The organism is Sulfuritalea hydrogenivorans sk43H (assembly GCF_000828635.1).
GTDB classification, from domain to species: domain Bacteria; phylum Pseudomonadota; class Gammaproteobacteria; order Burkholderiales; family Rhodocyclaceae; genus Sulfuritalea; species Sulfuritalea hydrogenivorans.
Window position 1 is genome coordinate 3,053,807 of the sequence record NZ_AP012547.1, and the last position, 13,419, is coordinate 3,067,225.

The following is a 13,419-nucleotide window of genomic DNA, read 5'->3' on the forward strand; positions in this document are numbered from 1 at the left end:
AAACCCCATGAAAAAAATCGCACTCGCCGTCGCTGTTTCATCCTTCGCCGTCGGCGCGCTCGCCGCGCCGGAAACCTTCAACGTCGAACCGACCCATACCTACCCGCGCTTCGAATACAGCCACTTCGGCTATTCCAACCAGCAACAGCGGTTCGACAAGACCAGCGGCAAGCTGGTCATCGATCGTGCCGCAAAGACCGGATCGGTTGACGTGACGATCGATGCCACCTCGGTCAACACCGGCTACGCGCTGTTCAACCAGCACATCCAGGGCGCGGACTTCTTCGACACCGCCAAGCACCCGACCATCACTTTCAAGTCGAACAAGGTCAAATTCGAAGGCGACAAGCCGGTGGCGATCGAGGGCGAGCTGACCATCAAGGGCGTGACCAAACCCGTGACCCTGACCGTGACCTCCTTCCATTCGATGCCGCACCCGATGCTGAAGAAGGACGCGATCGGCGCCAACGCCTCGGCCAAGGTCAAGCGCTCGGAATTCAACATGGGCAAGAACGTGCCCTACGTCAGCGATGAAGTCACGCTGACCATCGCCGTCGAAGCCATCAAGGAATAACTAAAAGCAAATTGAAGGCCCGCCCCTCCCATCCTCCCCTCACGGGGAGGCTACTGATTTGCTCGCTTCGCTCGGCTGTCACCAAGCGCTCCGAACGAGTGGTTTCACGTTAAGCAACACCCGGCACGACCACCTAAAGCGCGATCGTGCCGGCCTCGTGGGAGAGCGCCTCGATGGCGCTCTCGTCCATGTCGAGCAGGCGCCGGCCGAGAGCAGTGAAATGGGCGCGGCCAGCCTCGGCCGCCTCCAGGATCGCCGTATCGCCAGCGCCGACTCTTGAGTAGGCCGCGACCAGTTGAGGAAACAGTTCGCGGCGCAGGCCATCGAAGGTCGAGAACCAGAAGTGCAACGAGTCTTCCGCGCCGCGCTGCAACAGGCCCGGCAGCGTCACCAGGCAATCCGCGAGGTTGTCGCGCACGGCACGGGCCAGCAGTTCGGCGCGCTTGCCCGCAAAGCCGTCAAGCTTCGCCGACCAGTCATCGCCGAGCAGGCGTCCGGCGGCGAACTCGCCTTCCTCGTGCAGTACCAGCGTCTCGATTTCACCGTTGGTCATGCGTTCGATCGCCGCCTGCGGATCGGCATCGAAGCCATAAGCCAGCAGGGCCGACTTGAGCGAACCGTCCTGCTGCTTGACGTTCCAGCCCTCGGCCTTTTCCCACAGCCATTGCCGCAGCGCTTCGCGCCGCACGATCAGGGTAGCGCCCTGCGATGCGGCCGGAATGGCCGAGATGTCCCGCGCATATTCGCAGCCGCAGACCAGCAGCTGCGCGTCGCCGCGCCGCTCTTCGCGATCGAGCTGGCCGAGGAAGAAGTGCGGCTTGTGGAAGCGGCCGATACCCGCGCCATACACCAGCCCGCTACCGGCCAGCGCGGCATTGATTTCACCTGCGGCGAAGGGATCGAACGCGCGACCGGCAACCGGCAGCGCGAGGAAATCCTCGTCGACGATCTCTTCCCAGCGCGCCTCGCGTTCGGCAATCCAGCGCCCCACTTCGTCGCGCGGCGGCGACACGCCGTAGGGCAGCTGGTGTTCCCAGCGATAGAACTCGCGCATGCCGAGCAGGTAGGTGCACAGGCTGACGTCACGCGCATGGCGGGCATCGGCAATGTCGCAGTTGGCCTGCACGGCAGCCACCAGCGCGGCCATGCCGGCGATCATCGCGGTTCTCCGCCGTGGCGGCGGCGCGCCTTCCACGCCGCAACGCCCTGCACGATCTCGGAAAAGGGCAGCGTGTCCAGGTCGCCGTAGCGCTCCTGCGCCAGGCGCACCAGGCGCCGCACATCCGGCGCCACCGCATCGGCATCGAGCAGGGCCTTCAGGCCGTCGAGCCCGCCGCACTGGATCTTCATCACCATGGCGTGGGGCAGGATGCGCTGCGTGCCGGTCAGGCCGAGCGCGAACGCCGACTTGTCACGCAGCAGCGCCGACATCTGCGCGCATAACGCCCGCGCCACCGGCTGGGCGCAGGCGACCGATTCGCGTTCGGCGATCTGGTGCCGCACCGCCAGTTCGCAGGCGGCATGGCGCGCCAGCAGGGCGCGTTCAAAGACGCAGGGCAGGCGATTGATCTCGCCCTTGGCGTGGCGGAAGGCGGCTTCGTCGACCACGGCCCTAGAACCAGTCAAAAACCTTACCGCAGAGGCGCAGAGGCGCGGAGACAGCGCAGAGAAAATCCGTATTGCCGTTCTCTGCGAATCCTCTGCGCCTCTGCGCCTCTGCGGTGCGATTGCGAATTTTCACAGCCTTTCAGTAATCCTCGCCTGTCATCGGAACCTCGACGCGTGGCTCGTTGAGCAGTTCTTCGGCCTGCAATTCGTTGTCGGCAAAGATGGTCTTGATCAACTCGCCCGCCGCGAGGTCGCTCTCGCGACGCAGGCGCTTGGCCTCGGCCGAGGCCTCCTTGAAGGCATCGAACTGGGTGATTTTCGCCAACTGGCGGATCGGCCCGACGGGAGTCACCCTGTAAATGTAGTACGGCATTTGACTTACTCCACGTAGCGTTTGGTCGCCTTGCGGCGGCCGGGTTTCGATTTCTGGATGATGACCCCTTTGACCGCGTCGAGGCCGGAAATATCCGTCGCCGGATAGGCGGGGTTCAAGGCCTGCAGGCGCCAGCCGCCGGCGTGCTGCGCCAACTGGCGGAAGATCCATTCGCCGTCGAGCCGGGCGAGGACGAAGGAGCCGTCCGTGGCCAGGCCTTCGGGCTCGATCAGGATCACCTCGCCCTCGACGAATTCCGGTTCCATGCTGTCGCCCAGCACCATCAGGGCGAAAGGTTCGGCGGAGGAGCAGGCGTCGAGTTCGGCGGAGGATTCCAAACCGGCGCCCTGCGGCTGGATGGGGATGATGCGGCGTGGCTGGCTCATGGCTTCACAATCCTTCGACATGCAGTTGCGCTGTGGGCACGCCGGCGGCGAGCAGCGCGGCGGCCAGCGGCTCCACGGCTTCGGCGGTGCCGGCAAGATAGACATCGCTGTGCGGCAAGGCGGCATTCGCCGCGATGGCGGCCGGCAGTTCGTCGTTCGCCAGCGCCCGGTAGCTGAACTCGTCGAGCGCCTCGGCCCAGGCCCGGCACTGGTTCGGCAGGTACTGGCCGCCGGGCCGTGCGCTCGCCCAGTAGAGGGTGATCGATTCGGCTGCGTCGACCGCGACGGCGTGCTCGATCAGGCTGTTGATCGGCGCGAAGCCGTGTTCGACGGCAATGAACACCAGCGGCCGCGCCGAAGCCTTCTCCAGCACGAAACTGCCCCACGGCCCCCACACCGAGACATCGTCGGCGATCCTGACGCGGCCATCGAACAGGCACGCCGAAAAGTTATGCGAAGCGGTATCCCCGGGGACGGCGCTGGCGGCACGGCGATCGCCGCGGGCTACGTGAAAAATCAGGTTGCGGTCGTCGCAGGGACAGCTCGCCACCGGGTATTCGCCATGGATATCGCTGCCGTCGGCGACACCGGACCTGACACCCAGGGTGACCCGCTGCCCGGCAAGGAAACGCATGCGGTTGCTGCGCGGGGTTTGCAGGTGCAGCCGGATCACGTCGTCACTCAGCGCATCGATGCGGCGCACCTTGGCGACGATGCGCTGCTCGGGAATGTCCTCGGGCGCGCCGGCTTCCAGCACTTCGAGGACAAGATCGGAACTGACCGCGGTACACGAGCACATCAGCACGTGGTTCTGGGCCTTCTCGGCTTCCGAAAAACGGTAGTCGGAGGGCGCCACGGTGCGCGCCTCGCCCGCCACCACGCGCGCCTTGCACAAACCGCAGACACCGTTGCCGCAGCCATAGTTGGGCGCCAGACCGGCGCGCAGCGCCGCCTTGAGCAACGTCTCCGAACCCTCGACGAAGAATTCGCGACCCGATGGCTTGACCGTAACGTGCGCCGACATGACGCGCAGCATAGCATCGAGCGCCGTGACGTCGTCCGCCGGCGCGGGGGCGGACAAGGCCCGCGCCAGGCCGTCGTCGAGCAGCCCGGCCAGTTCGTCAAGAGTCGGCGCTGGCGACGCGGCGAGGCGGGCCCGCAAGGCCTCGAACAATGCGTGGTAGCGCGTCAACATGCGCTGCGATTCGGCGAATTCCTGCCCCTGGGCAAACAGGCGCTGGGCCAGGGCTTCCTGCGTCGGCAGGAAGCGCTCGCGCAAACGCCTGGCGAACGAATCCTCGCGGATGGCGCGCGTCTTTTCAAAACTGCCCGACTCGTCCAGGTTCAGCTCGGGCCAGGCCCGCTGCAGGTCATCGGCCGCCACCATGCCGTCGAAAGAGCGCAGCTCACCGTCGCGAATGCGCTTTTGCAGCGCGACGCGTGAAATACCGAGCAGATGCGCGGCGCGGGAAAGGGTCAGCCATTGCGACATGCCGCCAAGCATAGCGAAGCGGAGCCGAGCTGTGATTTCAATTTCTTATGGTCGCCTGCAAAACCGTTGCCAACCCCTCTGGCGCAAGGGATTTTGGTATCGGCTCAGTTTCCCAGAAACTCGCGCCGGAAATCTTCCACCGGCAGCGGTTTGCCGCGCAGGTAGCCCTGCATCTCGTCGCAGCCTTCGCGCGCCAGGAATTCCACCTGGTCCTGCGTTTCGACCCCTTCGGCGATCACCTTCAGTTGCAGGCTGTGACCGAGGGCGATCACGGCACGGACGATCGCGCAGTCCTCCGGATCGTCCGGCAGCCCGCGGACGAAGCTCTGGTCGACCTTCAGCCTGTTCAGCGGCAGCCGCTTCAGGTAGGCCAGCGACGAATAGCCGGTACCGAAATCGTCGATGGCCAGGCCGATGCCCGTCGCCCGCAGTTCATGCAGCACCTGGATGCTGTTCTCCGCCTGGTTCATGATCGCGCCCTCGGTGATTTCGAGTTCCAGCAGCGCGGCCGGCAAGCCGGTGGCCTTGAGCACGCCGCGCACCGTGTCCTGGATCCGGCCGAGACGGAATTCGACCCCGGAGACATTGATCGAAAGCACGCCGGGGTTGAGTCCGGCAACCGCCCAGGCGGCCCAGTGCAGGCAGGCGGCCTGCTGCACCCACGCGCCGAGCGCGACGATCAGCCCCGATTCCTCCGCCAGCGGAATGAAGCTTGCCGGAGCCACCAGGCCCAGCCGCGGATGCTGCCAGCGCACCAGCGCTTCGGCGCCGAGCAGCTCGCCGGTCCATAGCGAGAACTGCGGTTGCAGATAGACGATCAGTTCATCGCGTTCGATGGCGCGCCGCAGATCGGTTTCCATCTTGAAGCGGTCGAGCGAGAACTGCGTCAGGTCGTCGCTGAAGAACTCGTAGGTGTCGCGGCCCCGCTCCTTGGCCCGATACATCGCGGCATCGGCATTCTTGAGCAGGGTCGAGGAATTGTCGCCATCCTGCGGGAAGAGGCTGATGCCGATGCTGGCACCGACGAAGAACTCCTGCTCCAGCGTCACCGGATTGGTGCGCAGGTCGTCGATGATCTTGTCGGCGATGCGCGACGCCATCGCCGGATCGTGGATGCCTTCCATGACGATGAGGAACTCGTCGCCGCCGAGGCGGGCAACGGTGTCCGACTCCCGGGTGAGCGCACGGAAACGCCGCGCCACCTCGCACAGCACGCCATCGCCGACATGATGGCCCAGGCTGTCATTGATGTTCTTGAAGCGGTCGAGGTCGACGAAGAGCACCGCGACCTGCATCTGCTCGCGCTGGGCGCGCAGCAGCGCGCCGCGCAGGCGGTCTTCCAGCAACAGGCGGTTCGGCAAGCCGGTCAGGTGGTCGTGATGCGCCTGATGATCGAGCAGGTCGGTGGCTCGCTTGATCTCGGTGATGTCGGAGAATACGCCGACGTAATGCATGACGCTGCCGTCGGGGTCCTTGACGGCGCTGATGGTGAGCCGCTCGGGGTAAATGCCGCCGTCCTTGCGCCTGTTCCAGAGCTCTCCCTCCCAGCGGCCGGTTTGATGGAGGGTCTCCCACATCCTGCGATAGAAGTCCCGGTCCTGGCGGTCCGACTTCAGTATCCGGGGATTGCGGCCGAGCACCTCGCTTTCGCCGTAGCCGGTGATCTCGGTGAAGGCGCGGTTCACGGCAATGATCGAACCGTCGGGTGCGGTGATGGTAATCCCCTCGGCACTGCTGTCGAACACCGTCGCCGCCTGCTGCATGCGTATCTCCATGCGCTTGCTCTCGGTGATGTCGAACACGGTGCCGATGATGCCGCCGACGCTGCCATCGGGATTGGCGAAGGTCGACTTGTGCACCCTCACGTCGCGAAACTCGCCGCGAGCGGTCTGGACCCGCGTCTCGTAAACCTGCAAACCGGGATCTCTGAGAATGTCCTGGTCTGCTGCATGGTAACGATCCGCCAGATCGCGCGGGGCAATGTCATACACCGTCGCGCCGATCAGTTCGCCGCGGGACTTGCCCATCAAATCGGTGTAACGCTGATTGCATCCGAGGTAGTGTCCGTGGCAATCCTTGTAGAACATCGGGCCCGGAATCGCCTCGATCAGCTGCTCCATGAAATGCAGTTGTTGCGAGACTTCGGCGGTACGCTCGGCAACCCGCTGCTCCATTTCGTTGTAGCTCTGGCGCAAGGCTTCCTCGGCCTGACGACGGCGGGTAATGTCCTGCATGGTCCAGATCCAGACCTGCCCATCGCCCTCCTGTATCGGCTGGCCATTGACGCGAGCCCAGATCGGCGTGCCATCCTGCTTCTGGTAGAGAATCTCGCCGCTGAAGTCGCGCCCCTCCCGGGTAATCGCCTGCATGCGACGACCGGCGGCCTCCCAGTCCTCGTCACTGGCAAACAGCACGCGCGAGGTGCATCCCGTCAAGCCGCCCGGAGGGAAACCGAAAATCGCTTCGAGGTGCCGGTTGCAGCGGAGAAAAGTCCGGCTGCGCATGTAGGCAATGCCGATCAGCGCATTGTCGAATATCAGCGCGTATTCGCGGGCATTTTCCGCCAGGGCTGCCTCGGCCGCATGACGCGCGGTGATGTCCTCGTAGGTCCAGATCCAGATCGCGCCAGCGGAGGAGTCGACCGTGCGGCCGACGACATGAACCCAGATCGGCGTGCCGTCGCGCTTGGCATAACGGATTTCGCCGTCGAAGACCTGGTCCTTGTTGCCCGCATACACCCGGCGTCCGGCGTCCTCCCATTCGTCCTGCGTTGCGAACAGGACACGGGTTGACTGGCCGGTGAGCCCCCCCGGCGAATAGCCGAACATCTCCTCAAGGCGCCGGTTGCAGCGCTCGATGGTGCGATTGCGCTGGTAGGAGATGCCGATCAGGGTGTTGTCGAAGATCAGCGTCTGCTCGCGCAGCAGCGAGGCCAGGGCTTCCTTGTCCCGCCGTTTCTCGGTAACGTCGTCGAACAGAACGAGATGGCCCTCCTCCGGGTGATCCGGATTGATCAGCCGAATCGCAAACTGGCACCAGACTATGCTGCCGTCCTTGCGCCGATACTCCTGGTCGGCTTTGAATTCCCCGCTTTCGGCCATTGTGGAATAGCCGCGCCGGCCCAAGGCTTCCCAGGCCTCGTCGCTGGGAAAGAGAACCCGCGTCGATTTGTCGAGCAGTTCGCCCGGCGCGTAACCAAAAATCTCTTCCAGGCGCCTGTTGCAGCGCTGTATGACCCTGTTCAACAGCACCCCGATGCCGATCTGCGCGCGATCGAAAATCAGCGTCTGCTCGCGCAACAACGCCTTCAGGGCATCCTCGGTCTGGCGCTTTTCGGTTACATCGTCGTAGAGCCAGACGTAGCCCCCGTCCGGATCATCCGGATTGATCAGGCTGCCGGTCACGTGAACCCAGATCAGGCGTCCGTCCCGCCGCTGATAAATATCCTCGCCGGTGAAACTTCCGGTTTCGGCGACCGCGGAATAGGCGCGGCGCCCCATCTCCTCCCAGGCCTGGTCGCTTGGATAGCAGACCCGGCTTGACTTGCCGAGCAGCTCGTCCGGTCCGTAGCCGAGGATCTCCGCGAAGCGTGGATTGCAGCGCTGAATGACGCGATCGCGCATTACCACGATGCCGATCTGCGCGCGCTCGAGAATCAGCTGATGCTCTCGCAACAACTGTTCTTTGGCACCTGGATTGACAACCGTCATCCCCGCATCCCCGTACCCGGCCAACCGGCTTGCTGATGAAAACTCATGCCTGCATGGTAGCGGAGTTTTGGCGGCTCAAGCATGGCGTGACCCTGCTGCACTGCGACACGCATTTTCGCGGCGCTGCTGCAACCGACAGATTGCTTTTCCGGCACGGTAAGATTGTCCAAAACTCGGGGGATGATCGTAATGAACAATGAAACCTGCGGACTCGGCCTGGCTCCCGCCACGGCAAGCGACTATCGGGAAATGGCGCGCAGGCGCCTGCCGCGGCACCTGTTCGATTACCTCGACGGGGCCGCCTACGAAGAACGCACCGCGGGCGAGAACCAGCAGGCTTTCCAGCGCCTGCAACTGCGCCAGCGCGTCATGCGCGATGTCTCGCGGCTCAACTTGTCCACCAAGGTGCTGGGCCAGGATCTCGCCCTGCCGCTGGTCCTCGCCCCGCTCGGAATCGCCGGCGCCATGGCGTGCCGGGCCGAGGTGCAGGCCGCGCGCGCCGCCGAAGCCGCCGGCGTGCCCTTCTGCGAATCGACGGTTTCCATCTGTTCGATCGAGGAAGTCCGCGCCGCCACCACGGCGCCTTTCTGGTACCAGCTCTACGTCATGCGCGACCGCGGCTATGCGAAGGACCTGATGGCCCGCGCGCACGCGGCAGGCTGCCCGGTGCTGGTGCTGACCGTAGACCTCGCCGTGATGGGCGCGCGCTACCGCGACGTGCGCAACGGCATGGCCGGCGGCCTGTCGCTCGGCGGAAAAATGGCGAAAGCCTGGGACCTGCTCTCGCATCCGCAATGGCTGCTCGATGTTGGCGTCCGCGGCAAGCCCCTGACCTTCGGCAACCTGACGGCCGCGGTGCCCGATGCGGGCAGCCTGCCGGAATTCAAGGCGTGGGTGGATAGCCAGTTCGATCCGGCCGTTACCTGGAAGGACCTGGCCTGGGTGCGCGAAAACTGGCCGGGCAAGATCCTGCTCAAGGGCGTCCTCGACATCGACGACGCGCGCGAAGCGGCGGCGGCCGGCGCCGATGGCATCGTCGTCTCCAACCACGGCGGCCGCCAGCTCGACAGCGTCGCCGCCAGCATCGACGCGCTGCCGCGGATCGTCGATGCCGTCGGCGACAAGCTGGATGTGCTGATGGATGGCGGCGTGCGCAGCGGGCTCGATGTCGTCAAGGCGCTCGCGCTCGGCGCCAAAGCCTGCATGCTCGGCCGTGCCTGGGGCTATGCGGTGGCCGCGCGCGGCGAAGCCGGCGTCGCCCACATGCTGTCGGTGATGCGCAGCGAAATGAACGTCGCGCTGGCGCTGTGCGGCGTGGCCGACGTGGCGAAGCTGGATCGGCAGGCACTGCTCGACTCGAACGGCGACAGGGCGGTCTGAAGCGCCGTACCGCCAGCGCCGACTCTTGTCGGCGACGAAGCATCGCTGTCCCGCGCTCGATACATCAAGACTCCGGCATCCGGAAATGCCGCAGCACCTCGCCCAGCGTGTGCGCTGCCGGAGCATAGGCATGCAGCGCGTAGCCGATCAGGGCGAGTCCTACCGCCGTGATGGTGAAGGGCACGGCCGTGCGGTGCAGGGCGCTTTCCAGCCAGTGCCGCGTTTGCAGGCCGCGCATGCGGCGATAGAGGCTGGCGGACAACGCGCCATCGACCAATAGCTCGGCGAACAGCGCCGGCGCCAGGTAGACGATGTAGATGGTGGCGAACAGCAGCACCGCCACCAGCGCCGCGATCAGCAGCGCAACCGCCAGCGGTATCGCTCCTTCGTCCGCGCCTCCGACCACCTCGCCGACCGCCTCGCCAACGGAGCCGACGCCGCCATCACCGATCGGGAGGGAGGGCGAGGGCAGCGAATCATCGACCACGAAATTGCCCGACGCCCCGCCGCCGCCGAACTGGCCCCCCGCACCACCACCGAATTCCGGCGCCGCATCCACGCCCGAACCACAACCGCCACCACTCGAGATGTCAGGCAGGTCGAAAGAGCCATCGACATAATCATCCGCCTTGGTGCGCAGCCACAGCCAGAGCAGGAAGAGGAAAACCAGATAAGCACAGCCCACCGCAACCGGGTAGCGGACGTACATGGGCTCGATGCCGGAGTGCAGCAAAACGAATGACGCCAGCAAACCTGCGCCACCCGTAAGCGCCACCAGCAGGAACATCTGCAAGCGCGGATAGCCATCCCACTCCAGCTTGCGCATCAACCGGTCGATCTCGCCGCGACGCGTGAAACGGCTCGGACGGGAGTCCGACTTGTTCTTCGATAGGGGTTTGGTAGGCATGGGGGAATGGGCGACGGAAAAGGGCTTCATCCGGGAAGGCGTCGTGGCTGGCCGCTGCGCGCCATCAAACCCGGGCGTGGTTGAACTATTGCGATGCCGCCCCCTTTAGTGCATCGCGCAGCGTCCTCTGGAACGACGGAGGTTCGGCCACGCGAATAACAAGTGCGCCTATTTCCAATTGAGATCGAGTTTGCGATGAGACGCTGCGCAGTCCCTCAAGTACAGATTGATGAGACTCTGGTACGGAATGCCGACGTCTTCAGAGATTGTCTTGAAGTACGTGATGGACTCTTCGTCGAGCCGAATGGTGATTTGCTTCTTGAGTTGTGCTGCGTATGGGTTCTTCCTCGCGGCGGAGAAGTCGTATTCTTTTCGCATGTGGCACCTCTATGAGTTTCAGGGGGCAGAGACATTTCGTCTTTTCGTTTCGAACGGTTGTTCGCACCACTCAGAAAGTCAAATGTCTCTGACCCCAATGGCATTCCCCAATGGCATTTCCGTGTTCTGAGTTCCGAGTGTTGGCATGGTGTGCTTGTAAGGCTTACGTCTAAGGAAATGCTGAACAAGCCACCGCAAAAAACGGCGACGGGCTGAAATAGAGACGAAACTGTGACGGAAATGCCATATTCATGGGGTGCTTGGCCCATTCGGGAGCGGATAAGGGGGAATTCTCCCTTGTCTTGCTCATGCCGGACGCACCTCTCCCGTCAATGGTCGTGCCCACATGCTGACGTTGAGCATCGCCAGCATGGCAAAGGCGCGATTGGCGTTCTTTGCCAGACCGCGATAGCGAACCTTGGCAAAGCCCCACAGGCGCTTCACGGTCAGGAACGGGTGCTCGACCTTGGATCGCACGCTGGACTTGCGGCGGTTGGTTTCCTTGTCGGCGTCCGTCAGCGGGTTGTTCCGATAGGCGCGCTTGTTGGTGAAGTCCTTCGCCTTCGGCGCGATGACCTTCAGCCGCTTACGCTGCTCTTGGCCCCGATAGGCGCTGTCGCCGTAGAAGCGAGTTTCCGCACCATGCAGCAGGTTCGGCACTTGGTGGCTGTCATGAACGTTGGCGGCCGTGACGCTGGCGCTATGGACCAGTCCGCTCTGGCTGTCCGTGCCGATGTGCAGCTTCATGCCGAAGTGCCACTCGTTGCCCTTCTTGGTCTGGTGCATCTCCGGGTCGCGGCTCTTCTCCTGGTTCTTGGTCGAGGGCGGCGCGGCAATCAGGGTGGCATCGACAATCGTGCCGCCGGAGAGCTTCATGCCGTTGGCCAGCAGCAATTCGCCGATCTTGGCGAACATGGCGGCTCCCAGATCGTGACGTTCCAGAAGATGCCGAAAGTGCAGCAGGGTCGTGGCGTCTGGCACCCGTTCCCGGCCCAGGTCGATGCGGCAGAACTCACGAAACACGGGGACATCGTAGAGGGCGTCTTCACAGGCTTCGTCGGCCAGGTTGAACCAGTTGGCGACGCAGTACATCCGCAGCATGCGCTCCAGTCCCACCGGTGGCCGGCCATTCCCGGCCTTCGGGTAATGCGGTTCAATCACGGCGCAGAACTCGGCCCACGGCATCAGGCGATCCATCCGCGCCAGAAACTCCGCCTTGCGCGTCGCACGGTTGTGCTTCTCGAATCCTCGTGTCGCCGCCAGCGTCATTTGTTTCATCGTTCTATCCCTTGTGATCAACACTCTTTGTCTGACCCAATGACGATGAGATCGTTCACAGTGTTTGTACCTTATTCAGTGTTTCCCTAAGCTCAGGGACGCTGCGCGGCTTCATCGCGCAGCGTCCCTGAAACGAAGTGTTAGACCCCTGCGGCCACTGCACCTGAAAGTATCTTCCAAGCCGACGAAAAAGCCTGAGCGCGTTCGGCATTGCTCACCATGTATTCTTCATTCATGCCGGTAGCGGACGTAATCGAGATTTTTCCGTACTGAGCGATCGGGATTTGATGGTTGCCATTGAATCGCTTGTCGGGCGAGCCGTCCTTGTTTGCCTTTGCCCAAGTCTGGCCGACGGTAGTGGTATCTCCCGGAAGCGTCTCTTCCTCGATGAACCGCGAGAGGGAGAACTCAAGCTCAATGTCTTTGTATTCGAGTAGGGCGAAGTTGTCCGAGGACACGAAATAGAGTGCAAACGCTGGATAGAAATAGATGTCTCCGCCATTGGCGTTTTCCAGGTGCGGAACCTTCCATTCCGATTCGATAAGCTCACAACGTCCAAGCTGAAACCTAACGGGCTTGCGTTCAACTACGCGGGTTGCAGTGGTGCGCTCAACGACTCGGTTAGTGTTTCGCTGGCCGACGGTATCCCAAATGCGGTCGCACTTTGTAAGAACGGCGAATTCGTCATTCATGCGATGAAAGGCTTTGTTAACACCATCAGGAAGTTCGATTTGGGTCTGGAGGCGCGAGAGGCGTTCTTGTTCTTCAAACTCAGCACGTTTGGCGGTGGATTCTTCGGCTGAGATTCGATGTTGTTCGAACTTCTCTTTGAACAGGTGGCGCATGAGCCAACCATTCTTCCAACTTGTATAGCGCCCGACGGTGGAGGATTCCTCACTGCGAGCTTGGCTGAGTTCTCGGACAATTTCTCCGTGCTCGCGACGCGCTTTTTCCAAGAGGCGTTTGAACTCGCTCAATCCCGGCGTGGTTAGCGCACCGGAGCCTTCGCTCTTGATGTCGTTCATCTCTGGCGCACTCGGTTCTGACGTGACATAGCCAGGTTGTTGAATGAGCGGCGCCGGCAGGTCAGTAAGCCGCTGGTGTGGCGAGCTACCAAGAGCATGCCGAAACGAAAGGCCAGTGCCAGGAATGTTCGCTGTAACAGCCGGGCCGCGAGGGCCGATAGTTGCGCGGAACGGACCGACACCGACGGACGTTGAAACTCCACTCGGTGAGAGAGTGATTCGAACGCCCGGTAGTGGGCTAAATGATTTTCGGAAGCGCCAAATCATGGTGTAAGGGGGCTACCCGTTTAAGGTCAGGGGCGCTGCGC

General features: G+C 63.2%; 13 protein-coding genes and 1 pseudogene. 3 read left to right on the plus strand and 11 right to left on the minus strand.

The window, feature by feature from the left end:
- Nucleotides 1-7: 7 nt before the first annotated feature.
- Nucleotides 8-574 (plus strand): YceI family protein, encoded by a 567-nt coding sequence (locus SUTH_RS14630; protein ID WP_041100286.1) that lies wholly within the window; start codon nt 8-10, stop codon nt 572-574.
- A 133-nt stretch (nt 575-707) separates the two neighbouring features.
- Here SUTH_RS14630 and SUTH_RS14635 read toward each other — a convergent pair whose 3' ends face one another.
- The 6 genes from SUTH_RS14635 to SUTH_RS14660 form a co-directional block, all read right to left on the minus strand.
- Complete coding sequence (locus tag SUTH_RS14635; RefSeq protein WP_041102399.1) at nt 708-1,733, minus strand: Sfum_1244 family protein; 1,026 nt, start codon at nt 1,731-1,733, stop codon at nt 708-710.
- A complete protein-coding gene (locus SUTH_RS14640; RefSeq protein WP_148312949.1) occupies nt 1,730-2,200 on the minus strand; it encodes a hypothetical protein in 471 nt (156 codons plus the stop codon). The genes SUTH_RS14635 and SUTH_RS14640 overlap by 4 nt, the downstream gene beginning before the upstream one ends.
- Before the next feature lie 121 nt (nt 2,201-2,321).
- Nucleotides 2,322-2,555, minus strand: a complete 234-nt coding sequence (locus SUTH_RS14645) for a hypothetical protein (protein ID WP_041100290.1) — start codon at nt 2,553-2,555, stop codon at nt 2,322-2,324.
- Between the two features lie 5 nt (nt 2,556-2,560).
- Nucleotides 2,561-2,941, minus strand: coding sequence for a S24 family peptidase (locus tag SUTH_RS14650; protein ID WP_041100292.1), 381 nt, complete (start codon nt 2,939-2,941; stop codon nt 2,561-2,563).
- 4 nt (nt 2,942-2,945) lie between these two features.
- Entirely contained in the window at nt 2,946-4,433 is a 1,488-nt protein-coding gene (locus SUTH_RS14655; RefSeq protein ID WP_041102400.1) for a 2Fe-2S iron-sulfur cluster-binding protein, read from the minus strand.
- 104 nt (nt 4,434-4,537) lie between these two features.
- Nucleotides 4,538-8,143 (minus strand): sensor domain-containing protein, encoded by a 3,606-nt coding sequence (locus tag SUTH_RS14660; RefSeq protein ID WP_052473680.1) that lies wholly within the window; start codon nt 8,141-8,143, stop codon nt 4,538-4,540.
- Nucleotides 8,144-8,178: 35 nt separating this feature from the next.
- Between SUTH_RS14660 and SUTH_RS19725 the strand changes: the two genes are divergently transcribed.
- Nucleotides 8,179-8,343: a hypothetical protein gene (locus SUTH_RS19725; RefSeq protein WP_171817380.1), complete on the plus strand. Its 165-nt coding sequence runs from the start codon at nt 8,179-8,181 to the stop codon at nt 8,341-8,343.
- Complete coding sequence (locus tag SUTH_RS14665; protein WP_052473864.1) at nt 8,333-9,523, plus strand: L-lactate dehydrogenase; 1,191 nt, start codon at nt 8,333-8,335, stop codon at nt 9,521-9,523. Before SUTH_RS19725 ends, SUTH_RS14665 begins: the two co-directional genes overlap by 11 nt.
- A gap of 64 nt (nt 9,524-9,587) precedes the next feature.
- On the opposite strand, the gene SUTH_RS14670 is transcribed toward SUTH_RS14665, so the two are convergent.
- From SUTH_RS14670 to SUTH_RS20385, 5 genes and pseudogenes are all read right to left on the minus strand, one after another.
- Entirely contained in the window at nt 9,588-10,430 is an 843-nt protein-coding gene (locus tag SUTH_RS14670) for a hypothetical protein (protein WP_197539596.1), read from the minus strand.
- A 168-nt stretch (nt 10,431-10,598) separates the two neighbouring features.
- On the minus strand, nt 10,599-10,808 hold the full coding sequence (locus SUTH_RS14675; protein ID WP_041100294.1) for a BrnA antitoxin family protein: 210 nt from the start codon (nt 10,806-10,808) through the stop codon (nt 10,599-10,601).
- A 306-nt stretch (nt 10,809-11,114) separates the two neighbouring features.
- Entirely contained in the window at nt 11,115-12,086 is a 972-nt protein-coding gene (locus SUTH_RS14680) for an IS5 family transposase (protein WP_041097738.1), read from the minus strand.
- A 140-nt stretch (nt 12,087-12,226) separates the two neighbouring features.
- Nucleotides 12,227-13,111, minus strand: a complete 885-nt coding sequence (locus tag SUTH_RS18650; protein WP_052473681.1) for a hypothetical protein — start codon at nt 13,109-13,111, stop codon at nt 12,227-12,229.
- 111 nt (nt 13,112-13,222) lie between these two features.
- Nucleotides 13,223-13,378: pseudogene (locus SUTH_RS20385) on the minus strand (DUF4236 domain-containing protein); the annotation flags it as partial.
- Nucleotides 13,379-13,419: the final 41 nt, after the last annotated feature.

Excerpts from the sequence above, each read along its gene's own strand:
- SUTH_RS14630 (WP_041100286.1), top strand. The coding sequence starts at position 8 with ATGAAAAAAATCGCACTCGCCGTCGCTGTTTCATCCTTCGCCGTCGGC.
- SUTH_RS14635 (WP_041102399.1), bottom strand. The coding sequence starts at position 1,733 with ATGATCGCCGGCATGGCCGCGCTGGTGGCTGCCGTGCAGGCCAACTGC.
- SUTH_RS14645 (WP_041100290.1), bottom strand. The coding sequence starts at position 2,555 with ATGCCGTACTACATTTACAGGGTGACTCCCGTCGGGCCGATCCGCCAG.
- SUTH_RS14650 (WP_041100292.1), bottom strand. The coding sequence starts at position 2,941 with ATGAGCCAGCCACGCCGCATCATCCCCATCCAGCCGCAGGGCGCCGGT.
- SUTH_RS14655 (WP_041102400.1), bottom strand. The coding sequence starts at position 4,433 with ATGTCGCAATGGCTGACCCTTTCCCGCGCCGCGCATCTGCTCGGTATT.
- SUTH_RS14660 (WP_052473680.1), bottom strand. The coding sequence starts at position 8,143 with ATGACGGTTGTCAATCCAGGTGCCAAAGAACAGTTGTTGCGAGAGCAT.
- SUTH_RS19725 (WP_171817380.1), top strand. The coding sequence starts at position 8,179 with ATGAAAACTCATGCCTGCATGGTAGCGGAGTTTTGGCGGCTCAAGCAT.
- SUTH_RS14665 (WP_052473864.1), top strand. The coding sequence starts at position 8,333 with ATGAACAATGAAACCTGCGGACTCGGCCTGGCTCCCGCCACGGCAAGC.
- SUTH_RS14670 (WP_197539596.1), bottom strand. The coding sequence starts at position 10,430 with ATGCCTACCAAACCCCTATCGAAGAACAAGTCGGACTCCCGTCCGAGC.
- SUTH_RS14675 (WP_041100294.1), bottom strand. The coding sequence starts at position 10,808 with ATGCGAAAAGAATACGACTTCTCCGCCGCGAGGAAGAACCCATACGCA.
- SUTH_RS14680 (WP_041097738.1), bottom strand. The coding sequence starts at position 12,086 with ATGAAACAAATGACGCTGGCGGCGACACGAGGATTCGAGAAGCACAAC.
- SUTH_RS18650 (WP_052473681.1), bottom strand. The coding sequence starts at position 13,111 with ATGAACGACATCAAGAGCGAAGGCTCCGGTGCGCTAACCACGCCGGGA.